Genomic DNA, 19,753 nt, shown 5'->3' on the forward strand with positions numbered 1-19,753 from the left:
GGTTTTTAATGATCCTTATTATTTTCCAAAGCCTGAATTTCATTCAAGGCTTGTTTTATTTCTTTATTTTTCATGAACAGATCCCATAATAATCCTGTTCGATAATTTTCTATCATAATGGTCATGGGTGCCTGATTAAGTCCCATATAGATATTGGCCACCCAATCTTCTGAAAGATTAAATGCATCCCTGAACCCATATTCTCCCCATAGAAATTGCCCCTTTTCCCTATAAAAATTTTTCAGGGCAGCCATAGATTTCACTGGGGTATAAGGAAACGAAGCGATAGCACCGGTAGGAGCGATGGTTCCATCGTCCTGAGAAGGTTTAGCTTCTCTGGCCTTATATCCTTCAGGGCCATCACTAGCGGTAAGTCCCCAGCTATTTTTTCCGTAGCCCTCATATCCTCCAGGATTTTCACAGCTGTATCTATAATTGATAAGTACGATATCCTTATTATTTTCAAAATAATTCACATATCGATCTTCCATTTTATGAGGATCTAAACCTAAAAATGAATAATGAGTAAAAAATAGAGGACCTCCAACTCCCACACCTACCTTTAAAGGAATTCCTAAATATGTCTCTTTGTTTTCATATTTTGAACCAGCCCTGGTTTCTCCCCAATTTGAACGGTATTCCTGTGCTTTTTCTTCCTGACTTGCCCAACCGCTGTAATACATTGCTGGATCTACGCCATGGGTTGGTGAAGCAATAGCCATGAAATAAGTTATCATGGTCTCATTCCAACCAATAAGTTGATGATCTATCACCCATTCCTGATCTGGAGACCAGTGCCAGGTTAAGTATTTACTGTCTTCCTCCTTTTTGAACCAATCCCACTCTACCTCTTCCCAGATTGTAGTGATCCTTTTTCGCAAATCATTTTCCTTGATATTTTCTTCAGAAAGATATTGCCTCACTGTAAGTAAACCCTGCATTAAAAAGGATGTTTCAACAAGGTCGGCTCCATTATCCCGATTTCCGAAGAAAGGAACAACATTGCCAGAAGGTCCGTCGTTGAAATGCGAGTAAGCACCATGAAATCTATCGGCTTTTTCAAGAAAATTGAGAATCTTCTCCATTCTCGAAACGAAATGATCCCTTTCAATGAAACCTCTTTCTGCTCCCACAACTAAAGCCATTAGACCGAAACCGGAAGCACCGGAAGCCACCATATTTTTACGCCCTGGAATATTTTCTAGCGCCAGACCACTAAATTCTTCAGCTCCATCCCAATAATACCTGAAAGACACTTCCTGAACCATTGTTAGTAATTCTTCATCGGTCATTTTCTTTGTGGAGACCTGGATGGGTTCAGACAATTTGGATTCAGAATAATCCTGGCCAACTGCACTTATTTTATAGCTATATTTCTGATTGGTCTTGCCTGTAAAATCTGTATATCTTGATAGGTACTGAGTATTTTGAATACCCACAGCCTGATAATTAGTACCATCCTGAGACCTGTAAATTTTCACATATTTTACCCTGGCAGGATCTACCTCTTTCCAGGTGAGATCCACATGCATTTCATATGCTTTTGCTGAATTTATTTCTATTCCCGATACAGGTAATTTGCTTATTTCAGAGTTTATTAATTCTAGCTGATCAATAAGAATTTCATGGTCACCGGAAGAATCATTTGCCTGAGAAAACTGAATAGCAGATATAGCGGAAACATCTAAAGTATCCAGTCCAAATTCCTTTAATGGAATTCTTACCTGTATCCAGGTGTCTTTTTGAAAATTCTGAATGTAATCTGCAATACTTTCAAAATCTGAAAGGGAATTCTCTGTTTTTATGGCGAGTTCCGGAAGGTCTTTTAGTTCTGTTTTCGATTTTACGTAGATCCAAATACTTAATTGATCTGCAGCTCTAAAAATATCCTTTCCTCTCCATTCAGGAAATAAAAGGTCTACATTCCATTTACCTTCAGATGAAGAGCGGTAATTTAAAGTAAGACTGTTAACTGGAGTAAATGATTCGTCCTGATTTACAGGTAATTTTTTCTCAATATTAAATACAAATGAGGGTGATTCATAATTCACTTCACTATAATACCAACTTTCTGTCATCAAACTATTTTCGAAAAACACCTTGTTATAGGGTGTTTCCTGAGAATAGAGAAACATTGGCAGAAGCAGGAAAAATATGTAAAGCTTAAGTACCTTCATCTGTTTAATAACTAAAACCTAGTTTATCTAATCCTGATTTTATCTCTTCATTTGCCATAAAAAGATTCCAGGGCAATTGCGTCCTGTAGTTCTCAATCATGGCAACTATAGGCCCCTGATCTATCGCCAGGTATCCATCGGCGTACCAGTTATATTCTTCAGAAAATGCATCATAAAATCCCATTTCACCCCAAAGCTTATCTCCCTGTTCTTCATAGAAATACCTGAGAGCAGCCATAGATTCATCGGGTGTATAAGGAAAAGAGGATAATGCGGCGGTAGGAGTTATTACTCCCACGTCATTGGTAGGGCTATGTGCCGCATATCCTTCTCTACTATCTGATGCGGTTAAACCCCATGAATTTTCACCATAACCCTCGAAATTCTTCGGGTTAGTAACACAGTAATTATAATTTATCAAGCTGTGCGCTTCATTCTGTTTCCAGTAATTGGCATACTGATCCTGCAAATTTCTTGGATCCAGGCCTATAAAGGAATAATGACTAAAGAACAATGGTCCGCCAAAACTTGGCCCCATTGGTAAATTAATATTGTAATGGTTCCTATTGGTTATTATTGCCCCATTAGAGGCCCATCCTTCGTTATAAACCTCTTCAGAAATTGAATAGGTAGGCGAAGAAGCTGCCAGAACATAAACAATCAATGACTCGTTCCAGCCTTTAATCTTAAGATCTATGGCGAACTGGTTGTAAGGTGACCAGTGCCAGTAAAGTACATTTTCTCCCTGAGTATACCAGGTCCATTCTACATTTTCCCAGATGCTGGTGATCCTTGAGTTGATCTCATTCTCTTTTTCTGAACCATTATTAAAATATTCCCGGCAGATCAATAATCCCTGGATCAGGAAGGCCGTTTCCACAAGATCACCGCCATCATCCAGGTCACTAAAAGGCCTGGTTTGACCTGTACTTCCCAAATACCAATGAGAAAATGCCCCATGATATTTAGGCGCTTCTTCCAGAAAATTTAAAATTTTCACCAACCTGTCTGTAGCTTCCTCACGACTAACCCAGCCACGTTCTACAGCTGTTGGGAAAGAAGCAAGGCCAAAACCTGTCCCTCCAGTGGTGACGATATCATCTCCCTGACCGCCGTAAGCCTCATCCTGAGATCTTTCTCTGGCCATGCCGCTATTTGATTCTGCGAAATCCCAGAAATATTTAAAGGTTTGTTCCTGCACGAGATCCAGCAGTTCGGTATCGGTTAGGCTTTCTTCTACCGGGCCGTCATCTGTAAGACCATCGTCTGAGGTATCTGGAATATAGGGTGGCTGATAACCAGGACCAGAATCATCTGAACAGGATATCAAAAATAAAAATCCCGCAAAAAACAATAGTTTAGAAAGGTCGATTTTGAACATAGTTAGCTGTTTCTCCACGCCATTATTTTAAAAAATAAGGGGGCAGAAATTAATATACTTTCGGAAAATCCAAGATTAAATAAAAGCTCCGGGCCACAAGCCCGGAGCTCTATTATTAGGTCTTATTGAGCCATAGCCATGTTGGCTTCAATTTCTTCTTTAGTAAGAACTTTATTATAAAAAGTAAGTTCATCCATATAGCTGGAATCTGAAAGGTGTCCCCATTGCGTAAAGCGTGGAGCTCCAGACATGATCGAAACCAGGTCTGTACCCGTCCAGTCTATTCCTGAAAATGCAGATTCTTTCACAACCTCTCCATTGATGTACACCGTGGCGGCTGAGGAAGATATGGTGAATGCGATATGCACCCATCCGGCGTCGTTAGCTACATCTGCCGCAGTTCCACCATCAACCCAGGTATCTGCAGTACCGTCGCCTACATTCAATTTAAATCGCTGAAATCCTTCAGCACCATTTTCTCTGAAAAATCTAAATCCGGAAGTTCTATTATTCTGTTCGTTAGGATTATCGGTGTCTTCTGGCCCTATCACAATAATACCAGCACGGTCTGGACTGGCATTTACTTTATACCAGAAGGTCGCGCTAAAAGTTGGACTTAATAATCCTTCAGAAGGCATGGTTAAATAGGAACCTTCAGCACCCGCGTAGGCATTTGAACCTTCAACAGATTCACCTGCGAATCCAGGATTACCTACTACAGTAACCTCACGGTTAGACGCAGCATCCTGGTATGATCCATCAAATGAAAGTTTTAAAGTTTCAGATGAAGCATTGATCAATCCTTGAATTTCCTCCTGAGAAAGAGCAGCATCAAATATTCTCAATTCATCAATATCACTGCTATCATATTTGTGATCCCAGTAGCTAAAAGTTTCACCACCTGAACCAATAGTTAAACTCTCAACTCCGGTCCAGTCTATAGAAGAACCGGCCATATTTCCTGTATTCACAGGGTTACCATCAAGATAGATCACCGTTTCTTCAGAAGTGACTGTAAACGCAACGTGTACCCATTCGTCTTTTTCTGGATCCAGGGTTCCACCATCGTTCCATACTTCTCCGGTACCGGTTCCAACATTCAGCTTAAGTCTTTGCTCAGCTGCACTTCCTTCGCGGAATAATCTGAATCCCTGAGTACGGTTTTGATCTGCTCCTGCTACCAGTATCCCGGCACGGCTAGGATCTCCACTAACCTTATACCAGAAGGAAGCAGTAAATTCTGAACCTACAGATCCATCAAATGGAATGTTGATATAAGAATCTGGAGAACCAGTGTAGGCATTAGAACCTAAGAAAGATTCCCCGGCAAAACTAAGATCACCTGTAACTTCTGCACTTCTCAAGGTCATTAGGTCTACATAATCCCCATCGAAAGGCATATATAAATATTCATTATCGAATTTTGGAGTATATGGAGGCTCCTTGCTGAAATTCACCGTTTTGGTGGTCACATTCCCTTCAAGGTCGGTTGCCTTTACGGTAACCGTATGGTCACCGTTAGCGATATTATCATAGACTAACTCCTCGATCACGATTCGGTAATCCTTGAAATCGCTCATAGTGGCGATCACATTACCATCTACCATCACCTCGATGTTAGCAACCTCGATATCATCTTCTACTTTGAATTTAATATCAATGCTAGAAACCTCTTCCAGTACTTTAATCGTATTTCCTTCTAAAGGCGCATTAATAGTAACTTCTGGAGCGCCCTGATCTGGACCCGGGTCTACCTCGGTTATAGGATCTATCCCATCATACTCACAAGCAATGAAAAGCAGGGCAAATGAGAATAAACTTAAAAGCTTTATATTAAAATATTTCATATCTAATTAGTTTAATTGTCGCAATACATTGTTCATTGCCGTATTTCGATCTACAGGTGTAGCATTTAAAGGCAAGGCATCAACCTGAGCCTGTGGATAAGGCAGGTATTGGTCTCCAGATGAAAATGATCTTCCATCGTAGCTTAATTCTTCAGTTTTACCTAAACGAACCATATCATAATAGCGAATTCCCCATTCCATGGCTAATTCAGCAAATTTCTCATCCAGTACATCTTGCTGAGTAACACCAGAAATTGTAGAAAGATCTGCTCTTTCTCTTACCAGGTTTACGGCAGCATCGGCAGAAATTGCAGTAGCGCTAGCTCCCTGAGTTACTGCTTCAGCATACATTAAAAGAATTTCGGCATATCTTATCACGATCATGTTCTTACCTGCTCCATAATCATTTCTACCATCGGTTAATTGAACAGATGGTAAATAATGCTTACCACTTGCAAATAATGCTCTTGCATAATCGTTGATGACATCTCCGGAAGGAGTAGTATTGCTTACAAATGAAGGCATGGTATAACCATCGTCTTCGATCTCAGCAATACCTCGGTCTGTAAATAAAACTGAAGTTTCTAAACGCACAGTTTCATTACGGTCTATCATGAACTTAATAAACTTCATACTAGGCTCGTAAAATCCCCATCCACTGCTGGCGTTCTCTCTTTCTGGTGTCCAGTTTTGAGGCCCGAATGGAGCGTATAAATGGTAAACGGCATCACCTGTGGCAGATCCAAAATCTGAATACTGCATTTCTAGCAAGCTTTCATCACTAAGTTCTCCAGGTTTCTTGAACAACTGGTAGAAATCTGGATATAGTGAGAATTTACCTGAATTAATGATCGCACCGGCAGCATCTGCAACTCCCTGGTAATTTTCTAATTCCTGGTAAGCAAGGGCTTTTAAAGCATAAGCGGTATACCTGGTAACTCCACCAGGGATATCTGTACGTTCATTAGGTCTTGCATCTGGCAAATTAGGGATTGCCATATCCATTTGATCTATAATGAACTGCATCACTTCCTCTTTGCTAGCCACACCATTTTCAACTTCAGTGCTTGGCTGGTTTGATGTGATAATAAATACATCCTCCCAAACACGGGCCAGGTTCAGATGGAACCACGCTCTCAGAACACTAATTTCAGCGATATATTGATCTGCTCTCGCGATATCATCCCCTTCAGCAAACTCTTTAAAGTTTTCTACCTGAAGAATGGCCGTATTCATATTCACGATATCATTATAATGTACATTCCATAAAGAATTATACATCCAGTAATCTTTATTGTATATGAATCTATCGGTATCTGCGAAAGGCTGCTGATCTCCTTCTCCACCGGCATTCACGTCATCACCTCTTACTCCCAGTAAAAGTGGTTCTTCCCAACCTCTGGTAGCAAATTCATGGTAAGCACCAATAACAGGATCGATCATATCGTCTGTATTAGTGTAATCAAGATCACCTGTATTCAGCTGACCCTCCTGCGTATCCAGCTTGTCGCTACAAGAAATAGTGGTAGCCAAGGCAAGTATGGTGAATACGCTTAGAATAATTGATTTTTCAATTCTTTTCATATCGCGTTTTTTTAAATTTTAATATTTAGTCCTATAGTATACACAGATGGGATAGGATAGGTTTGTCTATCTACACCATTTGGTACTTCAGGGTCAAAACCATTATAGTCAAAGAATGTAAATGGTCGTTCTGCGGTGAAATATAACCTGGTTTGCGGAAGAGCTTCAGATTGAATAGTATATCCTACCTGAATATTCTGAATTCTGAAGAAATCTCCATCCTCAACCCAGAAATTACTTAAACGCTGGTTCCAGGCCTTACGCAATCCGGCTGAAGAAGGGTAGGAATTACTTGTTCCTTCACCATGCCATCTGTTGATCGCAAGATCTGCATCTATATTAGTATCCTGTGTAAAGATGATCTCTCCTCTTTTACGGTTCAGGATCTTATTCCCGGTTTGACCATAAAAACTCATGGTCATATCAAAGGCCTTGTAGTTCACGCCAATGTTTCCTCCAAATGTGAAATCTGGCAAGAATGATCCCAGGATCACCCTGTCTGAATCATCTATAACGCCATCTCCATTCTGATCCCTGTAAATAAGGTCTCCAGGAGCAAGGTTATTTTCTACCGCAATTGGATCTGCATCTACCTGAGCCTGATTCTGGTAAACTCCTACCCTTTCATACCCATAGAATGCAAAAAGCGGACCACCCTCCTGTGTTCTCTGACGGAATTCAGCACTACCCGAATCTATATAACCTCTTTCATCTTCGATAGATAAAGCCTCATTTTCCAAAGTGGTGAAGTTCGCGCCAATCGAATAGCTGAAATCATCTGAAACCTGCTGGTTCCAGTTTACATTCAGTTCTAATCCCTGGTTACGAATAACACCTGAATTCTGGTTTACACTTCTGTTGATAATAGGAATAAACACAGGTAGGATCGCATCTTCTGTATCTCTGATATAATAATCGGCATCAATAGACAGCTTATTTTCAAACATTTCCATATTCATACCAAAGTTCACCTCTTCAATAACCTCCCAGGTATTATCTGAAAATATACTGGTAGAAGTAATACCATTTCTAGGTTGATCACCTAAAGCTGCAGTAATTACGTTGATCGTATTAGAACCATCACTGGCTGCTACGTTATCGTTACCTAATTTACCCCAGCTGGCTCTTAATTTAAGGAAATCGAAAACTCCGTTATCTTCCATAAAGTTTTCTTCACTAATTACCCATCCGGCACCTACTGAAGGGAAATAACCCCATGGATCTTTGGTAAACTTCGAAGATCCATCTGCTCTGATTGTACCGTATAGGAGATACTTATCTTTGAAGTTATAAGCTACCCTACCAAAATAAGAAATACCATAATATCTTCTTCCTCTTTCAGAAACTCTATTATTGAATGATTCCGGGTCTGCAAAGTCAAGGAACCAGCTAGATTCCAATTGAATACCAGCTATATCCTGTCCTGTCGCCGCAAATTCATTGGAAGCCTCATCTCTATAAGAATGTCCTGCTAGTACAGTAAGGTCGTGATCCCCGAATTGATCATTATAAGTTAAGGTATTATCCCAGTACTGGTTTGAAAAGGTATTGTTTTCTCTCCTTATACTTGATCTTCTTTCTACGTTATTTCCTAATAAATAGGGAAGGTCCACATATCTCTCTTCTAAAGCAGAAAAATTATGACTATAGGTAGTCTTAAATTCAAGCTTTTCCGGAATTATTTCATATTGAAAATAAATAGTAGCCAGCATTTTTCTGATCTTCAGACGGTCCTCGTTATAAGTTATGTCTGTAAATGGATTCTGAGTACCACGATATCCAAGTATCTGGGCATTAGAATATTGAATCGGAGAAGCCTCTGTATTTAAAGGATCTATTACCGGCATGATTGGAACCGCAAAATAAGATTTGAACCAGGCCGCATTTTCAGGGGCATATTTAGTAGCATTACTAAAAATGGCATTCACTCCAGATTTAAAGCGATCTGAAATATCTATATCTACCTTGGAACGCATGTTAAATCGCTCATATTCATTCTTCATATCCAGGATACCTTCCTGGGCAAAATAGTTAGTACCTATAGAATAGGTGACTTTTTCCGCACCTCCAGAAACTCCAATACTATGGTTCTGAATGATCCCATCTCTTAGTACCTCTTCATACCAGTCTGTATTAACATCTGGAATATTAGGATTTATACGACTTCTTCCGTATCGCTGAATGGCATTATTCACAAACTGCGCATCTGCAGATGAACCAGATTCAAGCGCCATCGTAACAAACTGCTCGGCATTAGCCATTTTCACAACATTCTGTGCTCTTTGAATACCGGTATAACCATCGTATTCAATTTGAGGTTTCTGGTTCTTGCGCCCAGATTTAGTTTCGATGATCACAACCCCGTTGGCGGCACGTACACCATAAATAGCAGAAGACGAAGCATCTTTAAGTACGTTTACAGATTTGATATCCTTAGTGTTCAGGAAATCTATATTGTCATATAAGGTACCGTCTACTACATATAATACATTGGTTGCATCCTGGAAGGTTCCCAATCCCCTGATTCGTACCGTAGGTGAATCACCTGGAGAACCTGCGCTTACGATCTGCACACCAGAAACTTTTCCCTGTAATGATTGCATTACGTTAGCGGTTGGTGTCTTTTCTAGCTCTTCTGAATCTAATGAAGCTATGGCCCCGGTTAGATCTCTTTTCTTTTGAGTACCGTAACCAACTACAACTACTTCATCTAATTGTCCCGCATCTTCTTCCAGAACAACAGAATAATCTGAACTAGTGGTAACTTCTATTTCCTTGTCTTTAAATCCAAGAAAGGTTACCGTAAATACATCTCCAACTTCAACGTCTTCTAAAGTGAAGTTTCCGTCGAAATCGGTCACGTCAAAGATATCCTTACCGTTAACTTTAACTTCTGCTCCCGGTAGGGGTACCTCATTGGCACTAATAACAGTACCACTAATAGTTTTGGTTTGCTGTGCATAAGATAATCCTGAGAAGACCAGGAAAAATACACTAGCCAAGAATAGTTTTACTTTCATACTAGTAAGGTGTTTTGCTTAATTTGTAAGTGAAAGATACGCTCATATAGCCTCATTTACGCAAACGTTGTAGTACACAACTGCTACTTCAACTCAAAATACATTATAAACACTTAAAAAACAAGTGTTTAGAAGATTATTGAAGTAGCTTTTTAAGTAAATTTTTAGAGGGTGATGTAGTAATGTAGTAGTGTTTTTTTGATAATTTTTGACAGTATTATTAAGAATTTAGAAATTCTTGATCAAAAATTTTGTCAAATTCACATCGCTATCCAGTTCCATCTTTTTTCTTAATCTATATCGATGTACCTCTACCCCTCTTACTGAAATTCCCATTAAAGGAGCAATCTCCTTAGAGGATAAATTCATTTTAAGGTAGGAGCAAAGTTTAAGGTCCTTACTGGTAAGCTTCGGATATTTTTCCAATACATCCTTGAAAAAATCTTCGTGTACTTCATTGAAATTCGTTTCAAACACTTTCCACTCATCTTTATTCTTAACAGCATTGTTGATCTTGGTCATTATATGTTTAACCCGAAACTGATTTGAGAATTTATTCTTGTCCTTGTTCAATTCTCCCTGAATTTCCATTAATACTTCATTCTTTTTTGCAGCCATCATGGTGGTATTGGCCAGCTCTTTTCGCTTCAGGTCTATTTCATGCATCAACCGATCCTTTTCTATCTTGTTCAACCTTTCGGCATGCTCCTTCTCAAATTTCGCTTCCAGCTGTAATTGATGCTTTTTCAGCTTTTGTTTGTTTAACCAGTAAATAAGGAATATAACTGAAAGAAAAATGAGAACATAAACAAGCTTCATAGGAAGGCTTAGATACCAGGGCGGGGCTATGGTGAAATTATAACTCGCTGTAGAAACTTCATCAATCCCATTACCCCAGGCACTTAGTTTTAAGCTATAGTCTCCATGTACAAGATTTCTGAAAGTAAGTACCCCAGAATTAATACTACCGGTAATAGTTTCTTCTCCTTCTAAGGTATAGGTAAGCCTGGATGTGCTTGAAACCGGCAAACCAACCTTTACTTTTATATTTTTAGAACTGTTATAGGGAATCACCGGTGTACCCGTTAGTGAATAATTTTCTTTCTCATCTGCAAATTCCTTTAGAAAAGGCGTACTCATCCACCTATCTCCATTGATATCCCGAAGTTTATTCAAGTTTATCCTGGCAAAGCCATCATTTAAGGTCACATAAAAAATAGAATCATTTTCCCTTATAAAGTTCTCGTTCGACTTAACCATTCTCTGGTCGAGATCTTCGGGGGCGATCCTGATCTTTTCATCATGCAGATCTGTAATAATAAGGTTCCCACTGTCTGTTTCTATAAATACATAATAATTTGAACCTTTATATATCAATTTTGAACCATCGTATTCTTTGAGGTCATCAAAGCTTTCAAAATCATCCTGGAATGGATTATATTGATACCAGCTCCCATTGACATAGGCCACGACCTGATTATTCAACTTGTAGATCTTCGGATTATAATTTTCTTTCTGCCCTAGAGAACGAATCTTTTCAACTTTAAGATTGGTGAAATTTTCGTGAGAGATCTTATAGATACCTTCATATGGATGTGCCGCCCAGAAGGTATTGTCATTTTCGAATACAACCTGTTTAACAGGAAAATTGATTCCCTCCAATTCGCTGATCTCACCGGTTTTCTGGTCATATAAACTAATACCGGTATAATGCGAGATCAATAATTTATCGCTTAGACCATCTATCTCATCTATAGAAAAACTTCCGGTGCGGGTATCTATTGGAACAAATTTACCATTAGATATTTCGTAGATCCCGGTATTATGATTGGCATAAAGCCTGCCATTAATCTCCTCCAGATTCCAGGTATGATCTTTAGCATTCTCGATTAACCTAAGCTCTGAATTTGTAAAATTGTAAATCCCGGTATTACTCGCCAGGTAATAGTTACCATTATAATTATGGAGATCATATACTGCTCCAAGCTCACCCGAATTATCTGTGTAAAAGTTCACAGGAGCTTTAAGCTCAATCATATCCACTCCTTTATCTAAAGCGAGCCACAGCTTTTCATCAAAATAATCTATCCCCAGAATTGTATTGTTCTGTAGTCCGGCAGTACGATTATAGGTCTGAAAGCTTTTATCCCTAAAATCATAATGTACGATACCGTCCTTTATAGTTCCTAAAATGATCTCATTGGAGCTTATGGGAATAATATGATTTAGCTCAGATCTGCTAAGAAGTTCATTCAGCCTTACATCATTTATTTTCCGAACCTTTCCATCAAAATATACATACAACGATTCTTTCCCCGCAATAAATAGAGAATCACCCTGTGCTTCAATATCAATGATATTAACCCCCTCCAATACATCAAGATCTCCATCCAATGGCTTGCTGTTTCCATTTTCATCCAGATAAGCCAGTCCCTGCATTCTTGGAGCATAGACCATTTTACCCTTAAAAGTTCCCAGGGCAGTACTCACCAGGTCCTCGACCTTAGTAATCTCAGCGCCATCATATTTATAGACTGCACCAAAAGACCTGAAGTAAATGGTATCCTTATATGCGAGGATCTCCCAGAATTCATCGCTTTGCATATTAAAATCTTCCATTAAAGGTGAAAGAGAGGTATACTTCATCTTACCGATGGAATCTCTTTTCCAAAATCCAAACTCTTCATAAGATCCCGTGTAAATTCTGTCTTTATGGGGATATACCGACCGGATGATAGATTGGCTCTCTAAAGGAAATAGCTCCCAGTTGATTCCGTCGAAAACTAGCAATCCCTGATTATTGGCGGTATAAACCACCCCGCGATCATCTACTGCAATATCCCAGTTCTGGCTGGCCGCAGAATATTCTGATGGCGAAAAGTTTTGTATAGGTGGCACAAGCTCTTGAGAATAGGTTGTATAAACCATCAAACCCATTAAAATCAAACATTTAAGAGCTTTATTAATCATAATGTATATCGGTTTGTGCAGTCATTGAGCAGGTGAAAATTAATAATTTTGAACGAAAACTTTCGTAATTTTCATTTTTAAAATTTAATCCATGCATATATACTCCCTTCCCAAAACATTCCTTATTATCTTTTTATTACCCCTATTAGCGATCATTGGTTGCGAAAATAACAAGGAGGCGAAAAATTCAGAAAACGCTGAAAAGTTACAGAAACCGAATATTGTTTTTATCATGACCGATGATCACGCGGCTCAGGCCATTAGTGCATACGGTCACCCGGTGAGCCAATTGGCGCCCACGCCTAATATTGACCGGATCGCAAATAACGGGGCTAAATTCCTAAATAATTTCTGCACGAATTCAATCTGCGGGCCAAGCCGTGCGGTTATTCTAACGGGAAAGTTCAGCCATATAAATGGGTTTAGAATGAATGGGGAAGTTTTTGACGGTTCCCAACCCACCCTGCCAAAATTTCTAAAGGAAGCGGGATACCAGACTGCCATCGTTGGAAAATGGCATCTGCATGGCAGGCCACAGGGTTTTGATTACTGGAATATTTTAAATGATCAGGGGAATTATTACAATCCGGAATTCATTCATCAAAATGATACGACCATCGTCAATGGGTATGCGACAGACATCATTACCGATATGGGTATAGACTGGATGGAAACCAAACGAAAAAAGGATGAGCCATTTTTTTTAATGGTGCATCATAAAGCACCTCATAGAAACTGGATGCCTCCAATTAGGCATATTAACACTTACGATTCCATTACTTTCCCTTTACCTGATTCTTATCTTTCCAAACATGAAGGTCAAGTAGCGGCACAGCAACAGCTGCAAACTATTTACGAAGACATGTATGAAGGTCACGATCTAAAAATGACGGTCTCCAAGGGAAGTGATTCCTTGAGACATAATCCATGGACCTCAGATTTCGACAGAATGACCAAGGAACAAAGACAGGCATGGAATAATGCTTACAGGCCTAAGAATGATGCATTTCATGATGCCAACCTTCAGGGCCGTGAGCTTGCAAAATGGAAAGGTCAGAGATACCTTCGAGATTACATGGGTACCGTTAAGGCCGTAGATGAGGGCGTTGGTAAAATTCTTGATTACCTGGAAAAAAATAATCTTACTGAAAATACCTTAATAGTTTACACTACAGACCAGGGATTCTACCTGGGAGAGAAAGGATTCTTTGATAAGCGCTTTATGTATGAAGAATCACTGGCGATGCCTTTATTAATGCAATACCCCAAGGCTATAGAAAAAGGGATCACTATAGATGCCCTGACCCAGAATCTCGATTTCGCTCCAACATTTCTTGATTTCGCCGGAGCGGAAATACCAGACTCCATGCAAGGAAAATCTCTTAGACCCTTACTTAATAATAAAACCAATGCAGGAGGATTCAGAGATGCGGTTTATTACCATTATTATGATTTTCCTGCCTTCCATATGGTAAAAAGACATTATGGGATTAGAACAGAAAGATATAAGCTTATACATTTCTATGATGATATAGACACCTGGGAACTTTATGATCTTAAAAAAGATCCGAAAGAAGAAAATAACCTCTATGGTGATCCTGCTTATGCTGAAATTCAGCAAAAACTGCATTTGGAACTGAAGCAACTTCAGGAAAAGTATGAAGTTACCGAAAAAGAATTCCAAACCACTCCGAAGGAAAAAGTTGACCAGGCCTATAGAAACTTCGCTCGTTTAGCAGGTGAAGATCCGGAAACCTACCCTGAGAAGAAATCGATCGAGGTGGATTAAGTTCTTTTTCAGGCAAAAAGAGTTCATTCTATCCTCAAAATAATTATTCATTAATTGGAATTTTTCCTAATTTTGGAAAAATTCCAATTTTATGGATTTCGACCGAATCAAAGAAAAGCTTAATATTCTTGCAGATGCAGCTAAGTATGATGTATCCTGCTCAAGTAGTGGTAGCAAGAGAAAGAACACCAATAAAGGTCTTGGAGATTCTTCAGGGATGGGAATATGCCACTCCTATACCCAGGATGGCCGCTGTGTTTCTCTGTTGAAGATCTTACTCACCAATCACTGTATCTTCGATTGCGCCTATTGCGTTACCCGGAAAAGCAATGATATTAAAAGGGCTGCTTTTAAGGTCCAGGAAGTCGTAGATCTTACCATTAGTTTTTATAGGCGAAATTATATTGAAGGGCTTTTTCTAAGTTCAGGAATTTTTAAAAGCCCAGATCATACCATGGAACGCTTGATAAGTGTCGCGAAAAAACTCAGGCTGGAGGAAAATTTCAATGGATATATTCATCTTAAAAGTATTCCTGGTGCCAGCGATGAACTCATGCGTGAAGCAGGACTCTATGCAGACCGCCTGAGCGTTAATATCGAGATCCCCACCAAATCTGGCTTAAAACTATTGGCTCCAGATAAAAAACATGAGGATTTCATGAAACCAATGAAAAAGGTCAAAGATGAGATCATTCAATATAAGGAGGAATCCAGGTTAATTAAAAGTACTCCAAAATATGCCCCCGCGGGACAGAGCACACAAATGATCGTGGGAGCAACCGGGGAAAGTGATCGCGACATTATGTATTCCTCGGCCTTCTTTTATAAGAAATACAATATGAAAAGGGTCTATTATTCAGGTTATGTACCTATAAGTAATGACCCCAGGCTTCCGGCAATAGGATCTCAGGTTCCTATGCTCAGAGAGAATCGACTCTACCAGACAGATTGGCTCATGAGATTCTATGGATTTGATATCAGGGAACTTCTAAATGATGATTTTCTTCACCTGGATATGGAGATCGACCCAAAACTTAGCTGGGCCCTTCGCAATAGACATTTGTTTCCTCTTGACATTAATAGGGTTGAGAAGCAGCTTCTACTCAGGGTTCCCGGGATAGGGCTTAAATCTGTAAATAAGATCATCCAATCAAGGAAGTACCGGAAACTCAACTGGGAGCATCTTCAAAAGATCGGCATCGCCACCAACAAGGCGAAATATTTTATCACCTGCGATTCAAGAGAAAAGGAACTAAAGGATCTTTCCAGCGAAAGCCTAAAACAGATCATTTTAAAGAATTCACATAGCAAATACATTAAAGATCTCAGTCCGCAATTAAGTCTATTCTAATGCCAGATACAGTTCTAAAATATGATGGTAGTTTTATGGGTTTCCTAACCTGTATCTTCATGGCCTATGAGCAGAAATTGAACATCGTTGAAATAGTGCCTGCCGGCGAGGATCAAAATCAGTTATTCGCCGAAACTTTGGAGGCTATAACAGATGAGCAAAAAGCATTGCGGGTTATTAAGGGCCTGAAAGCTAAAGTTTCCAGAAACGGAATGCTCAGATTAAAATGGGCCTTTCTTAGTGAAGCGCCGGGGATAGAGATGAAGTTATATGATATGTGTAAATATATCTTTTCAAGTAAGCAAAAGGTAGATACAGACTATTCCCATCCTTCAGTTTTATATATCACAAATATTGCGAAACAGGTAGGCCGGGAAAAGCATAGAATGGAAGCTTTTGTAAGGTTCAGATTAACCAAGGATGATATCTATTTTGCGATCATTGAGCCCGATTTTAATGTATTGCCCATTATCATTAAACATTTCAAAAGCAGGTACGCAGATCAAAAATGGCTAATCTATGACATAAAGAGAAAATATGGTGCTTATTACGACCTTAATAAAACTGAATTTGTATCGATGGAACTACCCGAGGATATAGGTATTTCTGGCGGAAATCTGGAATATTTTGATCCGGGTGAAATCTATTTTCAGAAATTATGGAAGGAATATTTTGATTCCACGAATATCAAAAGCCGAGTAAACATGAGGCTTCACGTGCAACATGTCCCTAAACGTTACTGGAAATATTTAAGTGAAAAGAGTGTTTTTACATAATTAAAAATTGTTTAACTTTGGCGCTTCAACTAATTAAACAATTTTACAATGAAAAAATTATTCGTACTATTTGCTGTTGCAACAATGTCTCTTTCTATCTACTCTTGTAGAGAAACAACTGAGGAAAAAACCGAAGATGCTGTAGAATCTATGGGTGAGGATATGGAAAACGCTGCTGAAGAAGCTGGTAATGAGATGGAAGAAGCTGGTGAGGAAGTAGAAGCTGCTGCTGAAAATGCAGAAAATGAAATGGAACAAGAAGTAGAAGAAGAAGTTAACGAAACTGACGATAACGCTTAATCATCTTCTTTCTAATAAGATTAAAGGTCATTCCTCAAGGGATGGCCTTTTTTTAATTAACCCTAAATTTTAGAATTATGAAAAGATCAGCAATTTTGATTATGGCTGCAATTTTCAGCCTTTCAATTTATTCATGCAGAGAAACTACCCAGCAAAAAACTGAGGAAGCTGCAGAAGCTATTGGTGAAGACATCGAGGCTGGAGCTAAAAAAGCCGGAGAAAAAATTAAAGAAGGTGCCGAAAAGGTGGAGCAGGAAATCGATGAGGAGATCCATGAAACAGATGATGTAAATGGTGAAGAAGCAAACGATGATGCTGCTTAACTAATAATGTCACAGTACATGCAAAGCGAAGTAGAACTTCGCTTTTTTTATTTTTTACGCTCTATTACATAATTTACCATGAGTTCCAGGCTATCACGGTATTCAGACCTGGGATAATCTTCAAGGATTAGCAGAGCCTCTTTCTGGAATTCTTTCATACGCTTCACGGCATAATCTAGTCCGCCGTTGTTTCGAACAAATTCAATCACCTCCTTCACCCTGGCCCGGTCCTTATTATGGTTCTTAACTGAATTGATTACCCAGTCCCTTTCTTTTTTAGAAACCTTGTTCAGCGTATAGATCAAAGGCAGGGTCATCTTTTGCTCCTTGATATCTATACCGGTTGGCTTTCCTATCTTTTCGGTTCCATAATCAAAAAGATCATCCTTGATCTGAAAGGCCATCCCGATAAGCTCTCCGAATTTTCTCATTTTCGTGACCTCATCACTATCAGGTTTTACAGAGGCAGCTCCAAGGCTACAACAGGCTGCAATAAGTGTTGCTGTTTTCTGCCGGATGATATCGTAGTAAATATCTTCGGTAATATCTAACCTTCGAGCTTTTTCTATCTGAAGCAATTCCCCTTCGCTCATTTCTTTAACCGCAACCGATATGATCTTTAAAAGATCAAAATCATTATTATCTATAGACAATAAAAGCCCCTTGGAAAGCAGATAATCACCTACCAGGACCGCGATCTTATTTTTCCATAAAGCGTTTATACTAAAGAAACCTCTTCTGCGATTAGAATCGTCCACAACATCATCATGCACAAGAGTTGCAGTATGAATAAGCTCAATAACTGAAGCTCCCCTATAGGTCCTCTCGTTCACGTTACCATTAGAAACCATCTTGGCCACCAGGAATACGAACATGGGACGCATCTGCTTACCCTTTCGGTTAACTATATAGTGGGTGATTCTATTAAGAAGCGCAACTTTGGAAGACATGGATTCGAAGAACTTTTTCTCGAAAAGTTCCATCTCCTTCTGCACGGGAAGTTTTATTTGGGAAATAACCTTCATAAAGGCCGTAAATATACATATTTATACCGAAGGTTTCCCCGATAAATTAGTTATGAAATCAGGCAGATTTATTGGCCAGCTGCCCACAAGCTGCATCTATATCTTTTCCTCTGGAACGCCTTACGGTAACGGTAATTCCATTACGCTCCAGCATATCCTGGTACATATTGGTAGCCTCTGAAGCTGCCTGCTGGAAATTCCCGTCATCGATAGGATTGTATTCAATTAAATTCACTTTACAGGGCACATATTTACAGAACCTAACCAAAGCCTGTGCATCCTCACGGGTATCATTTATGTCTTTCCAAACGATATATTCATAGGTGATCCTACTTTTAGTTTTGGAATACCAATATTCTAAAGCCTCTTTTAGATCTTCCAGCGGAAAGGTCTCGTTAAAAGGCATGATCTTCGTTCTTACCTCATTTCTGGCGGAATGCAATGAAACCGCTAATTTGATCTTAGCCTCATCGTCTGCCAGCTTCTTGATCATCTTAGGCACTCCTGAAGTTGATATGGTAATACGCTTTGGAGACATCCCGAGCCCTTCTGGTGAAGTGATCTTTTCTACCGCCTTCATCACGTTATTGTAATTCATCAATGGCTCGCCCATTCCCATAAAAACGATATTAGAAAGCGGACGGTCAAAATACAATCTGCTTTCGTTATCTATGGCCACAACCTGATCATATATCTCGTCAGGATTAAGGTTACGCATACGCTTAAGCTTAGCGGTGGCACAGAACTGGCAATCCAGACTGCATCCAACCTGTGAAGAAACACAGGCGGTTGTTCTGGTCTTGGTTGGGATCAATACAGACTCAACCGTTAAGGCATCGTGAAGTTTAACGGCATTTTTAATAGTGCCATCACTACTTCTCTGCATCCGGTCTACACGAATGTGATTGATCACGAAGTTGTCCTTCAGCATTTGCCTGGTCTCTTTCGAGATATTCGTCATATCATCAAAAGAGTGTGCAGCCTTATTCCATAACCATTCATAAACCTGAGTTCCCCTAAAGGATTTATCCCCTTCAGAAACAAAAAATTTCTGAAGTTGCTCCTTGGTTAATGCCCGTATATCTTTCTTCTTATCCTTCACGCTGCTAAATTACAAAGTTAAAACTGAATGCTTCAGTCTTTTAAATATCAATAGCTTACAAAAAAGGCCATAAACCGAAGATCAGCTTATGGCCTTTAATTATTTTAG

General features: G+C 39.3%; 13 protein-coding genes. 5 read left to right on the forward strand and 8 right to left on the reverse strand.

The window, feature by feature from the left end; genetic code table 11:
* Positions 1–5 precede the first annotated feature (5 nt).
* The 6 genes from C8P64_RS01170 to C8P64_RS01195 all read right to left on the reverse strand — a co-directional run bounded on the left by C8P64_RS01170 (position 6) and on the right by C8P64_RS01195 (position 12,979).
* Positions 6–2,177 carry a glucoamylase family protein gene (locus C8P64_RS01170; RefSeq protein WP_108170228.1) on the reverse strand — a complete coding sequence of 724 codons (2,172 nt, stop codon included), beginning with the start codon at positions 2,175–2,177 and terminating at the stop codon, positions 6–8.
* A gap of 4 nt (positions 2,178–2,181) precedes the next feature.
* Complete coding sequence (locus C8P64_RS01175) at positions 2,182–3,558, reverse strand: glucoamylase family protein (protein WP_108170229.1); 1,377 nt, start codon at positions 3,556–3,558, stop codon at positions 2,182–2,184.
* Between the two features lie 122 nt (positions 3,559–3,680).
* The gene (locus C8P64_RS01180; RefSeq protein ID WP_108170230.1) at positions 3,681–5,405 is read right to left on the reverse strand and encodes a LamG-like jellyroll fold domain-containing protein; all 1,725 of its coding nucleotides are present in this window, start codon (positions 5,403–5,405) and stop codon (positions 3,681–3,683) included.
* A gap of 6 nt (positions 5,406–5,411) precedes the next feature.
* Positions 5,412–6,989, reverse strand: a complete 1,578-nt coding sequence (locus C8P64_RS01185) for a RagB/SusD family nutrient uptake outer membrane protein (RefSeq protein ID WP_108170231.1) — start codon at positions 6,987–6,989, stop codon at positions 5,412–5,414.
* A gap of 11 nt (positions 6,990–7,000) precedes the next feature.
* Complete coding sequence (locus tag C8P64_RS01190) at positions 7,001–10,009, reverse strand: SusC/RagA family TonB-linked outer membrane protein (RefSeq protein ID WP_108170232.1); 3,009 nt, start codon at positions 10,007–10,009, stop codon at positions 7,001–7,003.
* Positions 10,010–10,237: 228 nt separating this feature from the next.
* Complete coding sequence (locus C8P64_RS01195; RefSeq protein ID WP_108170233.1) at positions 10,238–12,979, reverse strand: helix-turn-helix and ligand-binding sensor domain-containing protein; 2,742 nt, start codon at positions 12,977–12,979, stop codon at positions 10,238–10,240.
* A 91-nt stretch (positions 12,980–13,070) separates the two neighbouring features.
* Here C8P64_RS01195 and C8P64_RS01200 point away from each other — a divergent pair, with 91 nt between their 5' ends.
* From C8P64_RS01200 to C8P64_RS01220, 5 genes are all read left to right on the forward strand, one after another.
* The gene (locus tag C8P64_RS01200; RefSeq protein ID WP_108170234.1) at positions 13,071–14,768 is read left to right on the forward strand and encodes a sulfatase family protein; all 1,698 of its coding nucleotides are present in this window, start codon (positions 13,071–13,073) and stop codon (positions 14,766–14,768) included.
* A 91-nt stretch (positions 14,769–14,859) separates the two neighbouring features.
* The gene (locus C8P64_RS01205; protein ID WP_108170235.1) at positions 14,860–16,119 is read left to right on the forward strand and encodes a putative DNA modification/repair radical SAM protein; all 1,260 of its coding nucleotides are present in this window, start codon (positions 14,860–14,862) and stop codon (positions 16,117–16,119) included.
* Positions 16,119–16,895 carry a TIGR03915 family putative DNA repair protein gene (locus C8P64_RS01210; protein ID WP_108170236.1) on the forward strand — a complete coding sequence of 259 codons (777 nt, stop codon included), beginning with the start codon at positions 16,119–16,121 and terminating at the stop codon, positions 16,893–16,895. Before C8P64_RS01205 ends, C8P64_RS01210 begins: the two co-directional genes overlap by 1 nt.
* A 48-nt stretch (positions 16,896–16,943) precedes the next feature.
* The gene (locus tag C8P64_RS01215; RefSeq protein WP_108170237.1) at positions 16,944–17,195 is read left to right on the forward strand and encodes a hypothetical protein; all 252 of its coding nucleotides are present in this window, start codon (positions 16,944–16,946) and stop codon (positions 17,193–17,195) included.
* A 77-nt stretch (positions 17,196–17,272) separates the two neighbouring features.
* A complete protein-coding gene (locus tag C8P64_RS01220) occupies positions 17,273–17,518 on the forward strand; it encodes a hypothetical protein (protein WP_108170238.1) in 246 nt (81 codons plus the stop codon).
* 47 nt (positions 17,519–17,565) lie between these two features.
* Here C8P64_RS01220 and C8P64_RS01225 read toward each other — a convergent pair whose 3' ends face one another.
* Together C8P64_RS01225 and rlmN are read right to left on the reverse strand one after the other, a co-directional pair.
* Positions 17,566–18,543 (reverse strand): polyprenyl synthetase family protein, encoded by a 978-nt coding sequence (locus C8P64_RS01225; protein WP_108170239.1) that lies wholly within the window; start codon positions 18,541–18,543, stop codon positions 17,566–17,568.
* A gap of 58 nt (positions 18,544–18,601) precedes the next feature.
* On the reverse strand, positions 18,602–19,645 hold the full coding sequence (rlmN, locus tag C8P64_RS01230) for a dual-specificity RNA methyltransferase RlmN (protein ID WP_108170240.1): 1,044 nt from the start codon (positions 19,643–19,645) through the stop codon (positions 18,602–18,604).
* Positions 19,646–19,753 lie beyond the last annotated feature (108 nt).

This window comes from Christiangramia gaetbulicola, assembly GCF_003054225.1.
GTDB classification, from domain to species: domain Bacteria; phylum Bacteroidota; class Bacteroidia; order Flavobacteriales; family Flavobacteriaceae; genus Christiangramia; species Christiangramia gaetbulicola.

Excerpts from the sequence above, each read along its gene's own strand:
- C8P64_RS01220 (WP_108170238.1), top strand. The coding sequence starts at position 17,273 with ATGAAAAGATCAGCAATTTTGATTATGGCTGCAATTTTCAGCCTTTCA.
- C8P64_RS01185 (WP_108170231.1), bottom strand. The coding sequence starts at position 6,989 with ATGAAAAGAATTGAAAAATCAATTATTCTAAGCGTATTCACCATACTT.
- C8P64_RS01215 (WP_108170237.1), top strand. The coding sequence starts at position 16,944 with ATGAAAAAATTATTCGTACTATTTGCTGTTGCAACAATGTCTCTTTCT.
- C8P64_RS01190 (WP_108170232.1), bottom strand. The coding sequence starts at position 10,009 with ATGAAAGTAAAACTATTCTTGGCTAGTGTATTTTTCCTGGTCTTCTCA.
- C8P64_RS01170 (WP_108170228.1), bottom strand. The coding sequence starts at position 2,177 with ATGAAGGTACTTAAGCTTTACATATTTTTCCTGCTTCTGCCAATGTTT.
- C8P64_RS01180 (WP_108170230.1), bottom strand. The coding sequence starts at position 5,405 with ATGAAATATTTTAATATAAAGCTTTTAAGTTTATTCTCATTTGCCCTG.
- C8P64_RS01200 (WP_108170234.1), top strand. The coding sequence starts at position 13,071 with ATGCATATATACTCCCTTCCCAAAACATTCCTTATTATCTTTTTATTA.
- C8P64_RS01225 (WP_108170239.1), bottom strand. The coding sequence starts at position 18,543 with ATGAAGGTTATTTCCCAAATAAAACTTCCCGTGCAGAAGGAGATGGAA.
- C8P64_RS01210 (WP_108170236.1), top strand. The coding sequence starts at position 16,119 with ATGCCAGATACAGTTCTAAAATATGATGGTAGTTTTATGGGTTTCCTA.
- C8P64_RS01195 (WP_108170233.1), bottom strand. The coding sequence starts at position 12,979 with ATGATTAATAAAGCTCTTAAATGTTTGATTTTAATGGGTTTGATGGTT.
- C8P64_RS01175 (WP_108170229.1), bottom strand. The coding sequence starts at position 3,558 with ATGTTCAAAATCGACCTTTCTAAACTATTGTTTTTTGCGGGATTTTTA.
- C8P64_RS01205 (WP_108170235.1), top strand. The coding sequence starts at position 14,860 with ATGGATTTCGACCGAATCAAAGAAAAGCTTAATATTCTTGCAGATGCA.